The organism is Streptomyces sp. a15 (genome assembly GCF_059026085.1).
Window position 1 is genome coordinate 1 of sequence record NZ_JBWLKM010000051.1, and the last position, 19165, is coordinate 19165.

Here is a 19165-nt window from a genome sequence, read left to right on the forward strand (position 1 = left end):
GGGGTTTCGGCCGGTGCGGCGAGAGTGCGTGCCGGGCGCCGTGGGTGCTGTGCGGGACTTTCGAAACACCCCCTAGTACGGCCAGATCGGCGGGTCGCTCACGAAGTGGCCGCCGAGGTAGGCGTGCGCCACGTTCTCCGGGTCCAGCTCGCCCTGTTCGGCGATCAGCTTCTCCGCGTACGGCTCGGAGTCGTCCTGCGGCTCGTAGCCGAGGGAGCGTGCGGTGGTCAGGTCCCACCACAGGCGGGTGTTGGCGGAGGAGCCGTAGACGACGGTGTGGCCCACGTTCTCGGCGGTCAGGGCCGCGTGGAAGAGGCGGGCGCCGTCGGCGGGGCTCATCCACACCGAGAGCATGCGCACGCTGGTCGGCTCGGGGAAGCACGAGCCGATGCGCACGGAGACCGTCTCCATGCCGTGCTTGTCCCAGTAGAACTGCGCGAGGTCCTCGCCGAAGGACTTCGACAGGCCGTAGAAGGTGTCCGGGCGGTGCGGGGTGTCGATGGGGATGAGGGCGTCCGGATCGAGAGGCGTGTCGTCCTGGGGGCGCGGGGTGAAGCCGACCGCGTGGTTGGAGGAGGCGAAGACGATCCGCTCGATGCCCTCCTCGCGGGCGGCCTCGTACAGGTTGTACGTGCCCACGATGTTCGCGCTGAGGATCTTCTCGAAGGAGGCTTCCAGGGAGATGCCCGCGAGGTGGATGATCGCGTCGACGCCCCGCACGGCCTCGCGCACGGCGTCCTTGTCCGCGAGGTCCGCGACGATCGCGTCCGGCTCGCCGTCGATGGGACGCAGGTCGAGCAGGCGCAGTTCGTAGCCGAAGGCCGGGAGCAGGTTCTGCATCAGGGAGCCGAGCCCGCCGGCCGCGCCGGTGAGCAGAACGATGCGGGGAGCGGGCATCCTCGGGTCTCCTTGGGTCCGCCGCCTGTGACAGGTGGGCGTATGTGTGGACTGCATTCACATGCGTGGACACGCTAAGGAGCCCCGGCATATCCCGTCAAGTATCGCGCGGACCTGGGAAATTCGCTTCTGGGATGGCGGTTTGCGCGCTTGACCGGCCCTGAAGGGGCTCCTTAGGGTGGAGGCGTTCATAGATATGGATGCGAATCATAAGCATGAGCGCCTGTTCTAGGGAGAGCCCGTGACGTCAGCCCCCCTCGCCGCTCGACTCGGCATCCCCGGCGGGCCCCTGTTCTTCCCCGTCACCGCCTACGGCCCGGACGGCTCCGTCGACCTCGACGTCTTCCGCGCCCATGTGCGCCGCGGGGTGGAGGCCGGCGCCGCCGCCGTCTTCGCCTGCTGCGGCACCGGGGAGTTCCACGCGCTCGCGCCCGAGGAGTTCGAGGCGTGCGTGCGGGCGGCCGTGGAGGAGACGGCGGGCCGGGTGCCGGTGGTCGCGGGCGCCGGATACGGCACCGCGCTCGCCGTGCGGTACGCGCGCCTGGCCGAGGCGGCCGGGGCGGACGGGCTGCTCGCCATGCCGCCGTACCTCGTGGTCGCCGGACAGGAAGGCCTGCTGCGGCACTACCGGGAGGTGGCCGCGGCGACCGGGCTGCCGGTGATCGTCTACCAGCGCGACAACGCCGTGTTCACCCCGGAGACCGTCGTCGAGCTGGCCCGCACGGACGGGATCATCGGCTTCAAGGACGGCCTCGGCGACCTGGACCTGATGCAGCGGATCGTGAGCGCCGTACGGACCGAGATCCCCGGCGACTTCCTCTACTTCAACGGCCTGCCGACCGCCGAGCAGACCCAGCTCGCCTATCGCGGCCTCGGCATCACCCTCTACTCCTCCGCCGTCTTCTGCTTCGCCCCGGAGATCGCCCTCGCCTTCTACGAGGCCCACAAGACCGGCGACGACACCACCGCCCACCGCCTCCTCGACGGCTTCTACCGGCCCTTCGTCGAACTGCGCGCCCAGGGCCGTGGCTACGCCGTCGCCCTCGTCAAGGCCGGCGTACGGATGCGCGGGCTCGACGTGGGGGAGGTGCGGCCGCCGCTGCACGAGCCGAGCGAGGATCATGTCAAGCAGCTCGCTCAGGTGATCGAGCGTGGGTACGCACTGCTCGACGAGAACCAGTGATCGCGGAGAACACGGCGGAGGACAAGTGAAGGCGTCTACGTTCGTCTACCCCTGGGATGTCAACGGGGACCCCGAGGCCGCCGAGCGCATCGCCGCCCTCGGCGTACAGCAGGCGACCCTCGCCGCCGCCTACCACTCCACCCGCGCCCTGACCCCCCGCCACCCGCGCCACCGCATCGTCACCGCCGAGCACGCGGCCGTGCTGTACCCCACGGACGACCGCTGGGAGGGGCGGGCCCTGCGCCCGTACGCGGCCGGCGACTGGGCCCTGGGCGACGCCTTCGGCGAGGCCGCCGCCGCTCTCGCGGACGCCGGGCTCGAGGTGCACACCTGGGTCGTCCTCGCGCACAACTCCCGCCTGGGCGCCGACCACCCGGACACCTCGGTCGTCAACGCCTACGGCGACCGCTACCCGTGGGCCCCCTGCATCGCACAGCCCGCCACGCGCGCGTACCTCGTCGACCTGGCCGCCGAGGCCGCGGTACGGCCCGGCGCGCGCGGCACCGAACTGGAGTCCCTCGGCTGGTACGGCCTCCAGCACCTGCACGCCCACGACAAGACCGGCGGGGTCGGCCTCGGGGACGCCGGACAGTACCTGATGGCGCTCTGCTTCTGCCCGGCCTGCCGGGAGGGCTACGGCCGACAGGGCCTGGACGCCGACGAGTTGGCGGCCGCCGTACGCACGGCGCTGGAGCCGGTGTGGCAGGGGGCGCCCGACGACGGAGGCTGGGCGGGGGTCGAGAAACTCCTCGGGGAGGAGACGGCGGCCGCCACGCGCGCGTGGCGCGACGACACCGCCCGCACGCTCCAGGAGACGGCCGTCGCCGCGGTCCGCGCCGCCGCTCCCGAGGGCTTCCAGGTACTGCTGCACGCCGACCCCGTGACGTACCACGTCGGCGCCAACCCCGGCGTCGACCCCGCGCACATCCTGTCCGTCGCGGACGGGGTGGTCGTGCCGTGCGCGGGCGGTCCCGGTCTGCTGACGCCCTTCGCGCAGCAGCGGCGGGAGGGCGCGGTCGTCGCCGCCAACCTCGGTGTGGTCTCGGGCATGGGCGGCAGCCCGGGCACGGTCCGGGCGGACGCGGCACGGGCCCGGGAACTGGGGGCCACGGAACTGCGGCTTTATCACGCCGGGTTGGCGTCGGACGGGGACCTGGATGCGGTCCGGGAGGCGCTCGCCGGGCTCTGAAGCAGCGGCACCGCGGCCGGCGGCCACACCACACCGAGGACGCCGACAGGAGCCGGTGGTCGACCGGTTCGACCAGGGCGGCGCCCGCGGCCGGCCCGAGCACGTTCGGCGCGAAAAGCAGGCTCTGGCCGTGGCGAACACCCGGCCCAGCAGCGGACCCCGCGTCGCGCGCTGCACGGCCGTGAGCGCAGCGATCAGCACACACGGCAGACCGGCGCTGATCGCCGCGCTGCGCATCGAGGCGAGGCCCACCGCGAAGGAGCCGACGCCAGCATGCAGTACAGGCCGGCGTTGCGGTCACACAGAACGCGCGTCACTGTCCAGGTCGTTGTCATGCGTGGTGATGGTGGTGCTGAGGGCCGGGGGTGGGGATCGGGCAGGTGCCTCAGGGGCCAGCTCATTTGGTGAGTCGCCGGGTGGTGGAGCAGCGGCCCGTGCAGTTCAGGCCGCAGTCTGCGCGGACCGCCCTCCGTCAGGATGAGGGAGAGACCGGCGGTGCTGAGGTCGGGGCCGGGGCGCTGCAGGTCGCGCGGCCGAAGGTGCCCTCTGCGACGGAGCGGGAAGCCAGCTTGCCGTAGACACTGAGGGTGCACTCGGCGTGGCCGCCCTTCTCGCCGAGGAGGATTTCCATGGTGGGGGGAGTGCCGTCAGCCGGCATGGAGATGTGCTTGGTCCAGGGCAGTTTCGTCGGTGTGAGCGTGCCGCCGCGAAGGGCGGGACCGTTGCCCTTGCTGACCGAGACGCTGACGTCCGCCGTGCCGGTGACGGTGTAGGTGACGTCGTAGGTCGGGATCTTCGCCGTCTTCGTCGGCTCCTCGTCCTGCCCGGAGAGTGCGATCGCCACAGCGAGGACGGCCGCCGCGACGGCGAGCAGGATGATCCCGCCGATGAGGAGGGGCCTGGGTATCCGGTGCCACAAGCCGGCCGGGGTGCCGACTTCGGGGTGCTCGTCAGAGCATTGGCCGTCCCCTTCCGTGGATGTCGTCGTCGGCGACTCGGTGGAGGTCATGGCTTTCTTCTCTCCCAAGGGTCCTGGCGAAAAGTCGGCTGACCATAGCGGATCGCCAGGTGGAAATCCACGGCTCGGCAATTCGGTCCTATTTCCTCTGCTATTGGATTCAACTGGAAATCAGTCGGCCGGATGGTGCATACCGAGATAAATCCATCTATGGGCAAACGCTTGACATGGATTCATTCAGTTCTCAAAGATCCGACCGCTTGCCCTGGCCATTCCTCAACACGCAGGGCCGGCATGCGTGTTGCTGGCCCTCCGGGCCGGGCATGGCAAGCCGTCTTGCTCGGCGAGAGGGCTTATTTCGCTGCGTTCATCCGGGCGTAGCGGATAACGACAGGAGATTCCTTCGTGGTATCGAAATCCAGACGGTTGCTGGCCGTCGCGGTGGCGGGAGCGCTCTGCGTACCGCTGTTGCAGACACCGGCATTCGCCGCTGCGGAGAAAGAATCGGGAGACGACGGGCCAGGGATCTTCGACACGATCGCGGGCTGGTTCTCCGACGACGACAAGGCAGACCACAAGCCCGCGCACTCCAAGGACCCCGACGTTCCGCAGCGTCAGCACCTCCCCAAGGGCAAGAGGGCGCCCAAGGCCAAGCGGGTGAAGGAGCTGACCGGCAAGCGCACCGCCAACGCGCGCTACTGGCAGCTCTCGGACGGCCGCATCGAGGCCGAGATCTCGTCGCGCGCGACGTCGTATCGCGCCGGCAAGGAGTGGAAGCCCATCGACACCACGGTGTCGGAGACCGACCGCAAGGGCTTCGTCTACGCGAACACCCCCAACGCGGGGCGGAGTTACTTCGGTTCCGATCCGCAGCGGCTGATGCGGTACGAGACGGAGTCCGGCGAATCGGTCACCTTCGGACTGGTGGACGACGGCCGGAAGGCCGGGAAACTGAAGCCCAAGGCGAAGGGCACGACGGTCAGCTACCCCGATGCCCTCGGTGGAGCCGATCTCGTCTACGACGTCCGGGTGGGGGAGGTCAAGGAGGACATCGTCCTCAACGAGCGGCCCACCACCCCCCAGCAGTTCACCTTCCGGATCACCACGGACGGGCTCACCCCGAAGCTGCGCAAGAGCGGCGCCATCGATCTTTACGGGCAGCTCTCCAGCAGTCCGGTGCTGACCATCCCGGCGCCCTTCATGACGGACGCCGCCAAGGAGCGCAGCGAAGCAGTCAGCCAGAAGCTGGTGAAGGACGGTGCGGGCTGGCGGCTCAGCGTCGTGCCCGACGCGAAGTGGCTGGCCGCTCCCGAGCGCCGGTATCCGGTCGCCATCGACCCCACGGTCGTGATCGCCACCCAGGTGCCCGGCATGCAGGACACCATGATCGCCTCGCAGGCGCCGACGTTCAACTACAACGACGGCGACGGCAGCGGTACGCGCTATCCGCTGAACGTCGGTACCAACGCCTACGGCAGCATCCGGTCCCTGGTGAAGTTCCCGCTCGGCGCCGTCCCGGCGGGCACCAAGATCGACGACGCGCAGCTCAGCCTGTACTACGACAAGACGCACACCACCAACGCCAACAGCGTGGCCATCGAGGCCCACCGGGCCACCGGGTCCTGGGACGAGACCACGGCCACGTGGGAGAAGGCGCAGGGCATCACCGGTGAGCTGTCGGGCACCTCGGTCACCGTGGACGACGGCGACGCCGGGACCACGGCCGCGGTGGGGGTGTGGCCGGTCGTGGGCACCACCGGCGGTATCAACGTCGGCAACGACTACGCGTACAACAAGAACACCGCCACAGGGGAGTCGTACACCTGGCAGCCCAAGCTGCCCGAGTCCGGCACCTACAAGGTCGAGGTGCACCACGCCGGCACCACGGACGCGACGACCGCGGCCCCGTTCACGGTGACGTACAACGGCGGGACGGCGTCCTACACGGTCAACCAGACCACGGGCACCTCCGGTGTGTGGACGACGCTCGGCTCGCAGTCCTTCGCCGCAGGTACGGCGGGCAAGGTGGTACTGGGCGACACGGGCGACTCCACCAAGCGCACCATCGCCGACGCCGTCCGGCTGACCAAGGCCGCGACGGTGACCAAGGGTGCCAACGCCGCGAACAGTGTGCGGCACACCTTCTCGGTCACCGACACGGTCCAGTCCTGGATCAACGGCACGTACACCAACAACGGCTTCGTGCTGAAGGCGGCGGACGAGTCCGTGCTGGGCAAGGGCGGGCCGAGCTATGTCTCGTCCGAGCTCGATGCCGGCGCGTCCAGCTGGCCGAGTGCCGAGCCCACGGTCTTCCCGAAGCTGACGGTCATCTACGGCCGTCCCGGCGTCACGCTCGCCGCGCCCACCACGATCCACGACACCGGTGCGGAACTGTCCTGGTCCACGTACGCCGACCCGTCCACCGCCACCGGCGACGACCTGGTCGAGTACCAGGTGCACCGCGGCACGACGCCTGACTTCACGCCCTCGGCGGCGACGCTCGTCGCGCCCGTCACGTCCACGACCTACGTCGACACCTCCGCGGAGCCCAGCAACCCCAACGCGGAGGACGGGGTCAAGACGTACTACTACATGGTCGCCGTGAAGACCCAGGACGGGCAACTGGTCACCGCTCCGACCCAGCGGGTCATAGCGCCGTTCCCCAACCGGACCACGAAGATCGTCCAGTCCGGCACCACGGACACCACTCTGTCCTCGACCGAGTCGACTACGGCGCACGACACGGTCAGCAGCAACGGCGCGGCACAGAAGTGGCTTTCCGTCGGGAACAACTCGACGACGCTCGGTGACACGCGCGCCCTGGTGAAGTTCCAGATGCCCACCCTGCCGTCGACCGCCAGGCTGCTCAACGCCCAGGCCAGACTCTGGAGCGCTTCCACCACCAGCCGGACGACCGGCGCGGTCTTCAACGTCCACGGTCTCACCAAGGACTTCGACGAGGCGACCGCCACCTGGACCAAGGCGAACTCCACCACCAACTGGACGACTGCGGGCGGCGACTTCGGCTCGTTGCAGGGGCAGCAGTCCAACTTCACGTTCAATGAGTCCGGCTGGCACGAGTGGTATGTCACCTCCCTCGCCCAGAACTGGCTGAACGATTCGGCGACCAACAAAGGCGTCCTGCTGAAGCTCAGCGACGAAGGAACCGCCGGACCGCAGGAACAGACCATGTTCCTGTCCTCGGAAGCACCCGAGACCCAACTGCGGCCCCAGCTGGTGCTGACCTACCTCGACACCAGCGCGACGTACTCCGCGCCGCAGACGCCGGCCCGGATGATCCCCGGTGACACCATCACCACGCGGGTGAACGTCTCCAACACCACCACGTCGCGCTGGAACATCTCCGACTACGTGCTGTCGTACCACTGGTCGCTGCCCGACGGCACGGACGTCACCACCGGTGGGAACCAGATCCAGACGCCGCTCCCCGGCGGTATGGAGGAGAGCTCCGTCTCCGCGGGTGAGACGGTGGGCGTGGACGCCCAGGTGAAGGCCCCGATCAACTCGGACAGCGGCAACAAGCGCACCGAGTACGACCTGACCTGGGACGTCTACAACAAGACGACCGGCCAGTGGCTCTCGCAGTCGGCGGGCATCACCGGTCTGCCCCAGCGCGTGGCGGTGGAGGACCCGACCTCGGACCAGCTCGGCCTGGAGAAGTTCTACACCTACACCGGCAAGAACACCGGCGCCGGTTCGACGGTGATGAACAACGTCCACGCAGGCAACAACGTCTGGTCCTACAACATCTTCAACAACCCGGGCCGTGGTCTGTCGACCTTCGCCCGGCTGAACTACAACTCGCTGGACACCTCCGACACGGGTCTGGGCCAGGGCTGGTCGGGCCAGGCGGCGGCTCCGCTGCGGATGGGCGCCGCACTCGACTTCCACCCGAACCCGAATCCGACAGAGGTGACGCTCCCGGACGGTGACGGCACCTCGCACATCTTCCGCTGGGACTCGGCGACCAGCACCTGGAAGGCGCCCGCCGGTGTGCACTACCTGCTGGAGCAGGTGGCAGGCGTCGACTGCACCCCGGGCAAGGATGCCGCCCAGCGTGCGTGGAAGATGACCCGTCCGGACCGCACCCAGTTCTGGTACGACTGCGACGGTTACCTCACGTCGGTCGTGGACAACAACGGCAACACGCAGACGTTCACCTACCAGAAGCTCACGTCCGGCAACAAACGGGCGAAGCTGCTGCGGTACATCACCGACCCGGCGGGACGCAGGACCCTCACGGTCGAGTACTACGCGAAGGGTGAGACCTACTCGTACATCGACGACACCGGTGCGAAGCTGACGGGGAGCAACCTCACCGATCCCGACATCATCGACCATGTCAAGTCGATGACCGACGTCTCGACCCGCAAGGTCTCCATCGTCTACAGCGACAAGGGCCTGCTGAGCGAGATGACCGACGGTGACGGCTCCAACCAGCCGAAGGTCTTCAAGTTCACCTACGACGCCACCCAGGGCAACAAGAACGTCAAGCTGGTGACGGTCACCGACCCGCGCGGCCACGCCACGTCCCTCGACTACTACTACCCGCAGGCCGGCGACGACCCCAAGTTCCACTGGCGGGCCAAGACGATCGAGGACCGGCTCGACAACCCCACGCTCTTCGAGTACACCGACCCCGACGGCACGTCCGGATCGACGATCCGGACGAAGGTCACGGACGCCCAGACCCACGCCACCACCTATGACACCGACGGCTACGGCCGCCCCACGCAGATCACCAACGCCAAGTCAGAGCCGACCAAGCTGAACTGGGACGCCGACAACAACGTGACGCGTCTCGAGGCGATCGACGGCGCGGTCTCGACTTACGTCTACGACCCCAAGACCGGTTATCCGCTGGAGCAGAAGGACGCCGAGGCCAACAAGAACGGCACGGCCCCCGCAACCCTCACCTACCAGACCGGCCTGAACGGCTACACCGCCGACCTCTACGAGAAGAAGTCGCCCGAGGGCCGCGCCTGGCGGTTCGGCTACGACTCCTTCGGCAACCTGAAGACGGTCACGGACCCGAAGGGTGTCGCGACGACATCGGTGCCGGACGACTACATCACGAAGTACGACTACGACTCCTACGGTGAGCTGACCAAGGCGACCGACGCCAACGGCAACCCGACGACGTACAGCGACTTCCATGCGGTCGGCTACCCGAAGACGATCACCGACGCCAAGTCCAACCCGACCAAGTACGTCTACGACGAGCGGGGCCAGGTCACCCAGGTCACCGACGCCAACCAGAAGGTGACCACGCAGACCTACGACACGTTCGGGCGTCCGATGGTCAACACGGTGCCGAAGGACCAGGCGGCGGGCACCCTGATCACCACGCCCGCACCGGTGTACGACGTCAACGACAACGTCACCAGGGCGACGGCGCCGAACGGCGCGGTGTCCACGGCCGTTTACGACGACGCGGACCAGGTCAGCTCGGCGACGGCGCCGGCGAATAACCAGACCGACCCGCGCACCACGACCTACACCTACGACAACGTCGGCAACCTGAAGGCGACGACGGAGCCCAAGGGCACGGCGACGACGACGGACACGACCGACTACGTCACAACCAACTACTACGACGAGATCTACCAGCTCACCTCCGTGGTCAACGCCCAGGGCGACAAGGTCTCGTACGAGTACGACAACGTCGGCAACGTCACCAAGGTCATCGACCCCAAGAAGAACGCCACCGCCGACACCACCGACTACACGATCAAGACCGTCTACGACCTGAACCACCGGGTCACGGCCGTCACGGACGCGGTCGGCAAGACCACCAAGAAGGGCTACGACAAGGACTCGCTGGTCACCTCGACCACGGACGCCGACAACAACACCTCGCTCATCACCTACGACGAGCGCGGCAAGCCGACCGAGCTCAAGGTCCCGCACGACGGCACCTCGACCATCACGTACCGCACGACGAAGTACGAGTACGACCAGGCCGGCAACAACACCAAGGTGCTCACACCGCGGGCGACGGCGGCCGGTACGACCAGCGCGTTCACCGCCCGTGTCGAGTACGACACGCTGAACCGCCCGGTCAAGCAGTACCAGCCCTACGACCCGGCGGACAGCCGCTACAACGACGCCAGCGTCTACACGGAGACCACCTACGACAAGGTGGGCCAGGTGGCGAAGACCTCGCTGCCGCCGTCGGACGGTGAGACGGTCCGCAACGACACCGCCTACGCCTACTTCGACAACGGCTGGGTGCGATCGGCCACGGACCCGTGGGACATCGCCACGACCTACGACTACAACGACCTGGGCCAGCAGACCAAGCGGACCCTGACCTCGGCGGGCGGCTCCTCGGACCGCACGATGACGTGGTCGTTCCATCCCGACGGCTCGCTGAAGTCCCGTGCGGACGATGGCGTCCCGGTGGGCAGGTCGGTCGTCCTGGTGGACAACTCCGACACCCAGAACACTTCGAAGACCGGCACCTGGACGAAGGCAGACATCGCCGGCCAGCAGGGCTACAACCACGAGACCCACGCGGCGGGCACCGGTACGGACGCCTTCACGTGGACGCTCAACATTCCCAAGGACGGCACGTACACCGCGTACGTGAAGTTCCCGAAGGTGACGGGCGCCGCGACGACGGCGAAGTACACGCTCACCCACGGGACCGGCACGGTCGACAAGACGATCGACCAGAACGCGACCGCGAACCAGGGCACCTGGGTCTCCCTGGGCTCCTACTCCTTCAATCAGGGCAACGCGGCCAAGCTGCAACTGTTCCAGAACAGCGGTGGTGTCGTCGTCGCGGACGGCGTGAAGCTCGTCCGTGACACCAGTGGCGACCCGGCCGACACGGAGAAGAGCAACTTCGTCTACTCCTACGACCTCAACGGCAACCTCACGTCGATCGACGACACCTCGTCGACCGCGAAGATCGACGGGTACGCGATCACCTACACGGGCCTCAACCAGGTCCAGAAGGTGACCGAGTCGCTGTCCGGGCAGGAGAAGAAGTCCACCTCGTACGCGTACGACGCGAACGGCCAGCCGGACACGGTCACGCACCCTGACCAGTTCTCCAAGTACACGTACGACCTGCGCAACCTGGTGAAGACGGTCTCGGTCGGCAAGTCGGCCACGGACAACTCGCCGAAGGTGACGTCGTACACCTACACCGATCGTGGTCAGCCACTCCAGGAGACCAAGGCCAACGGCAACACCGTTGACTACAGCTACTACCTGGACGCGGCGCTGAAGTCGTCGACGGAGAAGAAGCCCAACGGCACCCTCGTCTCCTCGCACACCTACGCCTACGACCCCAACGGTAACAAGGCGCAGGATGTCGCGAAGAAGATGAACGCCGACGACCACGCGGCGTACCTGTCATCGACGACGGACTACACCTACGACCCGGCCGACCGGCTCACCCAGGCGGTCAAGACGGGCAACGGCGCGGAGACCGAGAGCTACGTCTACGACGACAACGCCAATGTCATCAGCCAGACCGTCAGCAACCTCACAACCAACTACGACTACGACCGCAACCGCCTGCTGAGCGCCACCGCTGTCGGCGGTGCGACGTCGAACTACAACTACGACCCGTTCGGCCGCCAGGAGTCCGTCACCTCGGGCGGGCAGATCATCTCCCGAAGCGTGTACGACGGCTTCGACCACGTCGTGGAGTCCCAGAAGAAGGACGACACGGGGGCGATGAAGTCCACCACGTACGCCTTCGACCCGCTCGACCGCACCACGTCCAAGACGGCGGACGGCAAGACGACGGACTACGAGTACCTGGGTCTGTCGAACGAGGTCCTGGACGAGAAGGTCGCGGGCGAGCTGACCAAGTCGTACCAGTACAGCCCGTGGGGCGAGCGCCTGTCGCAGGTCACGCACAACAGCGACGGCACGACCGAGGACGGCTACTACGGCTACAACAGCCACACCGACGTCGAAACCGTCACGGACAACCACGGTGACACGAAGGCCACCTACGGCTACACCGCGTACGGCTCCGACGACAAGTCCGAGTTCACCGGCATCGACAAACCGAGCACCACGGATCCGACCAAGGAGGCCTACAACCCCTACCGCTACAACGCGAAACGCTGGGACGCCCGCTCCGGCACCTACGACATGGGCTTCCGCGACTACGACCCGGGCCTGAACCGCTTCACCACCCGGGACATGTACACCGGCGCTCTCGCCGACATGGGCCTTGGCTCTGATCCCTTCACGGGGAACCGCTACGCCTTCACAGGCGGAAATCCCATTTCGCAGATCGAAGTCGATGGTCATACGTCGGTCGATGCCCTGTGTTCGGGCGTCAGTGGGTGCAATGCCGTCACGGTCGGCCGGAATGCGGCACTTCCCGGAAAGACAGGGAACAAGACCACGCGGCACAATCTGGCCCAGGCCCGTGCAATCCAGGAAATCGAGGCGCAAGCCGCGAGCATCGGGGCGACTGAATTCTCAGTGCTGACTCCGGACCAAAGCGCCATTCCCGGGGCGAACAAGGAGTGCATGTCCCCCCGCAACGGCAATCGAGGGACGCCGCGGAGGAACCGAGGACTCGCGGTTCCCAACTGCAGCTTCGGCACGCCCGACATCCTCGGCTACGACGCCAAGGCCGACGTCTACTACGTCTGGGAGGTCAAGTCGGTCGGGGAGGCGAGCAAGGCGGTACCTGAGGCCGAGTGGTACGTGAACCGTCTCAAGGCCAATGGGGAGAACGCAGTCCTCGGTTGGATGATCGGCGGGCCCTATGCGGTCGGAAACGGCGACAAGGTCATGGGGCCGGAGGAAGGTGCGGTCATTTACGGAAGGGGCAGCGAAAAGAAGTTCAAGAAGATCTTCAACAACAGCTCCATGGCAGTGGCCCGAGAAGCTGCCGCCAGTCGGACGCCGAATCCATCGGCGGGCCCCGGACCTGGTGCATACCCAGGTACGGCTTGGCAGGAAGGAGTTGGAACGAGGCCGCTGTCCAACAACGGCGGGTGGGACCCCTTGGTCATTCCGCTGTTCACGCTAGCCGGCATGGCAGTGGTCGGGGGAGCGGTCGTGATGGGCCCCGAAGCAGCCGTAGGTGCAGGTGCGGCCGCTCTCACCGGGTATGGATTGGCCGCTTGATGTTCGGAACCCCCGCGAATAGTATATTCGCGGGGGTTCCGTGTAATCGAAATAGCTGGTGGTGGCCGTGAAGGAACTGTCCGACTTCTTGAGGGATTTTGTAACGCCCGAGCTGAAGCCTCTTGGCTTCAGAAAGAAAGGGCGGTTGTACAGACTCGACGGTGACTCCGGAGATGTTGCCTTCATGAGCTTCGCGCCCATGCGCATTGATCCCGATGCAGTGGTTTTTCATGTCTCGTGTTTGTTCGTTCCTGAGCCCTATTGGCAGTTCGTGAACCGGCAGTACATGGTTGCCGGCGTTCCCGAGGCGAACGAGTCGGGAGCCCTGGCGTCCTACTCTTTGATGCCGCCGGATTCGGTGGCTCATGACCCTGCTTCGTCGGGTGTCGCCCGTACGAGATGGGCCTTTGGCGACAGGAACCGCGCCGAGGTGGGGGAGGTACTCGGCGAAGCGCTGGTGGCCGAGGTTCCAAGAATCCGCCACCTGCTCGTCCGAGAGAACCTTCTCACGGCGATCCAGTCGCCGGAAACGCCGTCGATTCGTCGTCGCGGGGCGCTCAAGTCGGAGTTGCTGCTCATGATTGACGACTACTCTCGGGAGAGGATTGAGGATCTGCTCTCCAAGATGGGCGAAAACGATCCATTCATTGAACTCTTCACCCGGTGGGCCGATATGAGACGCGGTCTCATGTCCTGAATCACGCCTGGCAGCCGACGCCGGAGCAACAGCGGAACGATGGCCGGGGGCCCGGTCGGCTCGGTGGGCGGGAGGTCGCGGTAGGTGTACGCCTTCCGGCGACCTCGACGTCGTCCTCTGCCGGCGGGTCGGACACCACCGGCCCGAACACGGCCGGCCGATGAGTTTCGGGTCCGCCGTCGGTCTACCTCTCAAGACCACCTGTGTGAGGAGCGGCAATGACCGACACCACCCTCGACCTCGGACCCCAGGCCCGGATCGTGGCGCGCCTGGCGGAGGGCGTGACCGACGAGCAGCTCTCGGCCCCGACGCCCTGCCCGGACTACGCGGTGCGCAACCTGCTGGGGCACCTGGCCGGCCTGGCCGTCGCCTTCCGTGACGCCGGGCGCAAGGATCTGGGTGCCACGACGGACACCAGCCCGACGTCCGCGCTGCCCGACATCGGGCCGGGCTGGCGTCAGGAGCTGCCCAAGGTGCTCGACGAGCTCGCCGACGCGTGGCGCGACCCGGCCGCCTGGACCGGCATGACCCGCGCGGGCGGCGTGGACCTGCCCGGTCCCGTCGCCGGCCTCGTCGCGGTCGACGAGATCATGATCCACGGCTGGGACCTGGCCCGGGCAACCGGCCAGCCGTACGACGCCGACCCCGCCGCACTGCAGGCCGTTCACGACTTCCTCCTCGCAGCAGCCGACGACCCGACCCGCGACAGCATCTTCGGCCCCATCGTCCCCGTCCCGGCCGACGCTCCGCTGCTCGACCGGGCGCTGGGGCTGAGCGGGCGGGATCCGGGCTGGACGCGGTAAATCCCGGGGTGCGATCACCGGGCACGTACGCTCCCTGCATGCCCGGCTCTCTCACCCTCACCCTCACCGTCCTCGGCACGGCCTCCCCGCACCCGCGGCCGGACCGGCCCTGCTCCGGCTATCTGGTGCGCGGTGGCGGTGCCGAGGTGTGGGTGGACGCCGGGCCCGGGAGCTTCGCGGAGTTGCAGCGGCACACCGATCCGGCATGGCTCAGCGCGATCTGGATCTCGCATCTGCACGCAGACCACAACGCCGATCTGCTCTCCGCCGTATACGGGTTGGCCTACGGCGGACTGACCCCGTCGACCCCCATTCCCGTCTATGCCCCGGCAGGCTGCGCCCAGCGCCTCGCCGGGTTCTTCGGGCGGCCGGACGCCGGGTTCCTGAGCGGCGTCTTCGACTTCCGGACCCTGTACGACGGCCACAGCGCCCGGCACGGCGAACTGCTCCTCACCGCACACGAGGTCAAGCACGACGTGGAGGCCTACGGCCTGCGCGCCGAGACCGGCGGCCGCACCCTCGCCTACTCCGGCGACACCGGGCCCTGCGCCGCCCTCACCGAACTCGCCGAGCGCGCCGACTTGTTCCTCTGCGAGGCCGACATCGACGCACATCGCGAAGGCGAACAGGTACATCTGACCCCCGAGGACGCCGGCGCCACGGCCCGCGCGGCCGGCGTACGGCAGCTGCTCGTCACGCATGTCGGGCCCACGCTCACCCCCGAGGCGGCGACCGCCCGCGCAGCCTCCGTCTTCGGCGGGCCGACAGCCGCCGCCCGCGTCGGGGAGACCCGGGCCGTCTGACCGGCGGTCTTTACCGCAACCTCACCTTCCTTTGTCAGAAGCATTGACGAAACACGCGCCCCCTCCTACCTTCAAGCCGTCGTACTTCGTACGTCATATATGAGACGCGATACGTGAGATCCGATACGCGAGATCCGAGAGGCGCGCATGACCTCTGTGCCCACGCCGATCCCCTCCCGCACGCAGTACGTGCTGGAAGGGATCAAACACCGCATCCTCACCGGGCAGTTGACCCCGGGGCAGGCTCTGGTCGAGACCGAGCTCGCCGCACAGTTCGGGGTGTCCAAGACCCCGGTGCGCGAGGCGCTCAAGACCCTGGCCGGCACCGGGCTCGTCGTGATGAACCAGTACAAGGGCGTCACGGTGCGCATGGTGGACGCGGACATGGCGCGCGAGGTGTACGACGTCCGACTGCTCCTGGAGCCCGAGGCGCTGAAGCGTGCCGTGCAGCGCGGGGCGTCCCTCGACGCCGCGCGGGACGCGCTGACCCGTGCCGACGGGGCCACGGACACCGCCGAACGGTCGCTCGCCAACCGTGAGTTCCACCGCGCCCTGTACCTGCCCTGCGGCAACCCGCTGCTCGGCCGGATGCTCGACGAGGTCCGCGACCAGGCGGCCCTGGTCTCCGCCGTCGCCTGGGCGGCCTCGCCGTCCTGGGACCGGGAGGCCGGCGAGCACCGCGAGATCCTGCGGCTCGCCCTCGCCGGTGACGCCGACGGCGCGGCCCGCGCCCTGCACGCGCACATCGGGTCGTTCGTGCAACGGGCCTTCCCGCAGGCGGAGCCCGGGGCGGCCCAGGGAGAGGACGGTCAGGCATGACAACGACGTTCGAGACCCAGCGGACGGCCCTGGCCGACGTGGTGGCGATCCCGGTGACGCCGTTCGCCGAGGACGGCACCATCGACCAGGCCACCCACCGGGCCCTGCTGCGTCGTCTCCTCGACGGAGGGGTCAGGACCCTCACCCCGAACGGCAACACCGGGGAGTTCTACGCCCTCACCCCCCGGGAGCGGCAGCTCGTCACCGAGTGGACCATCGACGAGACCGGCGACCGTGCCGTGATCCTCGTCGGGGTCGGGCACGACGTGCCGACCGCCGTCGCCTCCGCCCGGCACGCCCGTGAGCAGGGCGCCCAGATGGTGATGGTCCACCAGCCCGTCCACCCGTACGTCTCGCAGAGCGGCTGGGTCGACTACCACCGCGCGATCGCCGAGGCGGTGCCCGAGCTGGGTGTCGTCCCGTACATCCGCAACGCCCAGCTGCACGGCTTCCGGCTCGCCGAACTCGCCGACGCCTGCCCGAACGTCATCGGCGTGAAGTACGCCGTCCCGGACGCGGCCAGGTTCGCCGCGTTCGCCCGCGACGCCGGCCTCGACCGCTTCGTGTGGGTCGCCGGTCTCGCCGAGCCGTACGCCCCCTCGTACTTCTCCGCGGGCGCCACCGGCTTCACCTCGGGACTCGTGAACGTCGCCCCGGCCGTTTCGCTGAACATGATCGAAGCGCTTCGATCCGGCGACTTCCCGGCCGCCATGAAGGTCTGGGAGCAGATCCGCCGCTTCGAGGAACTGCGTGCCGCCAACGGCTCCGCCAACAACGTCACCGTCGTCAAGGAGGCCCTCGCCTCCCTCGGCCTGTGCCGCCGTGACGTCCGGCCGCCGAGCCGGCAGCTGCCCGAGGAAGAGCGGGCGGAAGTCGCCGCCATAGCCGCGGGGTGGTCCATGTGAACGGGATGAACGAGCCGATCAGAAGGCGCCCCGAAGACCTCAGAAGCCACCAGTGGTACGGCACAGACGGCCTGCGCTCCTTCAGCCACCGCGCCCGCACCCGCCAGCTCGGCTACCTGCCCGAGGAGCACCTGGGCAAGCCGGTCATCGCGATCCTCAACACCTGGTCCGACATCAACCCGTGCCACGTCCATCTGCGCGACCGCGCGCAGGCGGTGAAGCGGGGGGTGTGGCAGGCCGGGGGCTTCCCGCTCGAATTCCCGGTCTCCACCCTCTCGGAGACCTTCCAGAAGCCGACCCCGATGCTCTACCGCAACATGCTCGCGATGGAGACCGAGGAGCTGCTGCGGTCCTACCCGGTCGACGGGGCCGTACTGATGGGCGGCTGCGACAAGTCCACGCCCGCCCTGCTGATGGGCGCCGCGACCGCCGACCTGCCCGCGGTCTTCGTGCCGGCCGGGCCCATGCTGCCGGGCCACTGGCGCAACGAGATCCTCGGTTCCGGCACCGACATGTGGAAGTACTGGGACGACAAGCGGGCCGGCCTCATCGGCGACTGCGAGATGACCGAGCTGGAGTCCGGCCTCGCCCGCTCGCCCGGGCACTGCATGACGATGGGTACGGCGTCCACGCTGACCGCCGCCGCCGAGGCCCTCGGTGTCACGGTCCCGGGTGCCTCCAGCATCCCGGCCGTGGACTCCGGGCACGACCGGATGGCCGCGGCCGCGGGCCTCAGGATCGTCGAGCTGGTCCACAAGGACCGGAAACTGAGCGAGATCCTCACCCGCGACGCCTTCGAGGACGCCGTCACCACCGTCCTCGGCCTCGGCGGCTCCACCAACGCCGTGATCCACCTGATCGCCATGGCGGGCCGGGCGGGCGTCAAGCTCACCCTCGACGACTTCGACCGCATCGCCCGCACGGTCCCGGTGCTCGCCAACGTACGGCCCGGCGGACAGACGTACCTGATGGAGGACTTCCACTTCGCCGGCGGTCTGCCCGCCTTCCTCTCCCGGATCCCGGACCTGCTCCACCTGGAGCGGCCCACCGTCTCGTACGACACGATGCGCGAGCAGATCTCCGGCGCGCAGGTGCACAACGACGACGTCATCCGGCCCCGGGACAACCCGGTCGCGAACGAGGGCGGGGTCGCCGTCCTGCGCGGCAACCTCTGCCCGGACGGCGCGGTCATCAAGCACATCTCGGCCGAGCCGCACCTGCTCAAGCACACCGGTACCGCCGTCGTCTTCGACGACTACCGGACGATGCAGCGCACCATCAACGACCCGGCGCTGAACATCACCGCCGACAGCGTGCTGGTGCTGCGCAACGCCGGGCCCAAGGGCGGACCGGGCATGCCCGAGTACGGCATGCTGCCCATCCCCGACCACCTGCTCAAGCAGGGTGTGCGGGACATGGTCCGCATCTCCGACGCCCGGATGAGCGGCACGAGTTACGGCGCCTGTGTGCTGCACGTGGCGCCCGAGTCGTACATCGGCGGACCGCTGGCCCTGGTACGGACCGGCGACAGCATCACCCTCGACGTCGAGGCCCGTGCTCTTCAACTCAACGTGGACGACGAGGAGTTGGAGCGTCGCCGGGCCGAGTGGACGCCGCCGCCGGTGCGGTACGAGCGTGGCTACGGCGCGCTCTACAACGAACAGATCACCCAGGCCGACACGGGCTGCGACTTCGAGTTCCTGGCCCGCCCCGGCAAGGTGCAGGACCCGTACGCGGGCTGAACCACAGCAGTACCCACCCGCACACCCATGCACATAC

General features: G+C 68.1%; 11 protein-coding genes and 1 pseudogene. 9 read left to right on the forward strand and 3 right to left on the reverse strand.

Annotation, left to right across the window (positions count from 1 at the left end):
* Positions 1–72: 72 nt before the first annotated feature.
* Positions 73–897, reverse strand: coding sequence for an NAD-dependent epimerase/dehydratase family protein (locus AC5P09_RS35210; RefSeq protein ID WP_493877776.1), 825 nt, complete (start codon positions 895–897; stop codon positions 73–75).
* Between the two features lie 241 nt (positions 898–1138).
* Here AC5P09_RS35210 and AC5P09_RS35215 point away from each other — a divergent pair, with 241 nt between their 5' ends.
* Positions 1139–2080, forward strand: coding sequence for a 5-dehydro-4-deoxyglucarate dehydratase (locus AC5P09_RS35215; protein ID WP_493877777.1), 942 nt, complete (start codon positions 1139–1141; stop codon positions 2078–2080).
* Positions 2081–2105: 25 nt separating this feature from the next.
* Entirely contained in the window at positions 2106–3269 is a 1164-nt protein-coding gene (locus AC5P09_RS35220; RefSeq protein ID WP_493877778.1) for a hypothetical protein, read from the forward strand.
* Here the strand turns inward: AC5P09_RS35220 and AC5P09_RS35225 are convergent.
* Together AC5P09_RS35225 and AC5P09_RS35230 are read right to left on the reverse strand one after the other, a co-directional pair.
* A pseudogene (locus tag AC5P09_RS35225) lies at positions 3206–3536 on the reverse strand (MFS transporter); the annotation flags it as partial. The gene AC5P09_RS35220 and the pseudogene AC5P09_RS35225 overlap by 64 nt on opposite strands.
* Positions 3537–3741: 205 nt before the next feature.
* Positions 3742–4278, reverse strand: coding sequence for a hypothetical protein (locus AC5P09_RS35230; protein ID WP_493877779.1), 537 nt, complete (start codon positions 4276–4278; stop codon positions 3742–3744).
* A gap of 1332 nt (positions 4279–5610) precedes the next feature.
* Here AC5P09_RS35230 and AC5P09_RS35235 point away from each other — a divergent pair.
* The 7 genes from AC5P09_RS35235 to araD all read left to right on the forward strand — a co-directional run bounded on the left by AC5P09_RS35235 (position 5611) and on the right by araD (position 19128).
* Positions 5611–13359, forward strand: a complete 7749-nt coding sequence (locus AC5P09_RS35235; RefSeq protein WP_493877821.1) for a golvesin C-terminal-like domain-containing protein — start codon at positions 5611–5613, stop codon at positions 13357–13359.
* A 67-nt stretch (positions 13360–13426) separates the two neighbouring features.
* Positions 13427–14056 carry a hypothetical protein gene (locus AC5P09_RS35240; protein WP_493877780.1) on the forward strand — a complete coding sequence of 210 codons (630 nt, stop codon included), beginning with the start codon at positions 13427–13429 and terminating at the stop codon, positions 14054–14056.
* Positions 14057–14274: 218 nt separating this feature from the next.
* Entirely contained in the window at positions 14275–14859 is a 585-nt protein-coding gene (locus AC5P09_RS35245; RefSeq protein ID WP_493877781.1) for a TIGR03086 family metal-binding protein, read from the forward strand.
* A gap of 38 nt (positions 14860–14897) precedes the next feature.
* Entirely contained in the window at positions 14898–15662 is a 765-nt protein-coding gene (locus AC5P09_RS35250; protein WP_493877782.1) for an MBL fold metallo-hydrolase, read from the forward strand.
* A 147-nt stretch (positions 15663–15809) separates the two neighbouring features.
* Entirely contained in the window at positions 15810–16481 is a 672-nt protein-coding gene (locus AC5P09_RS35255; protein ID WP_493877783.1) for a GntR family transcriptional regulator, read from the forward strand.
* Positions 16478–17386: a dihydrodipicolinate synthase family protein gene (locus AC5P09_RS35260; RefSeq protein WP_493877784.1), complete on the forward strand. Its 909-nt coding sequence runs from the start codon at positions 16478–16480 to the stop codon at positions 17384–17386. The genes AC5P09_RS35255 and AC5P09_RS35260 overlap by 4 nt, the downstream gene beginning before the upstream one ends.
* Before the next feature lie 5 nt (positions 17387–17391).
* On the forward strand, positions 17392–19128 hold the full coding sequence (gene araD, locus AC5P09_RS35265; protein WP_493877785.1) for an L-arabinonate dehydratase: 1737 nt from the start codon (positions 17392–17394) through the stop codon (positions 19126–19128).
* Positions 19129–19165: the final 37 nt, after the last annotated feature.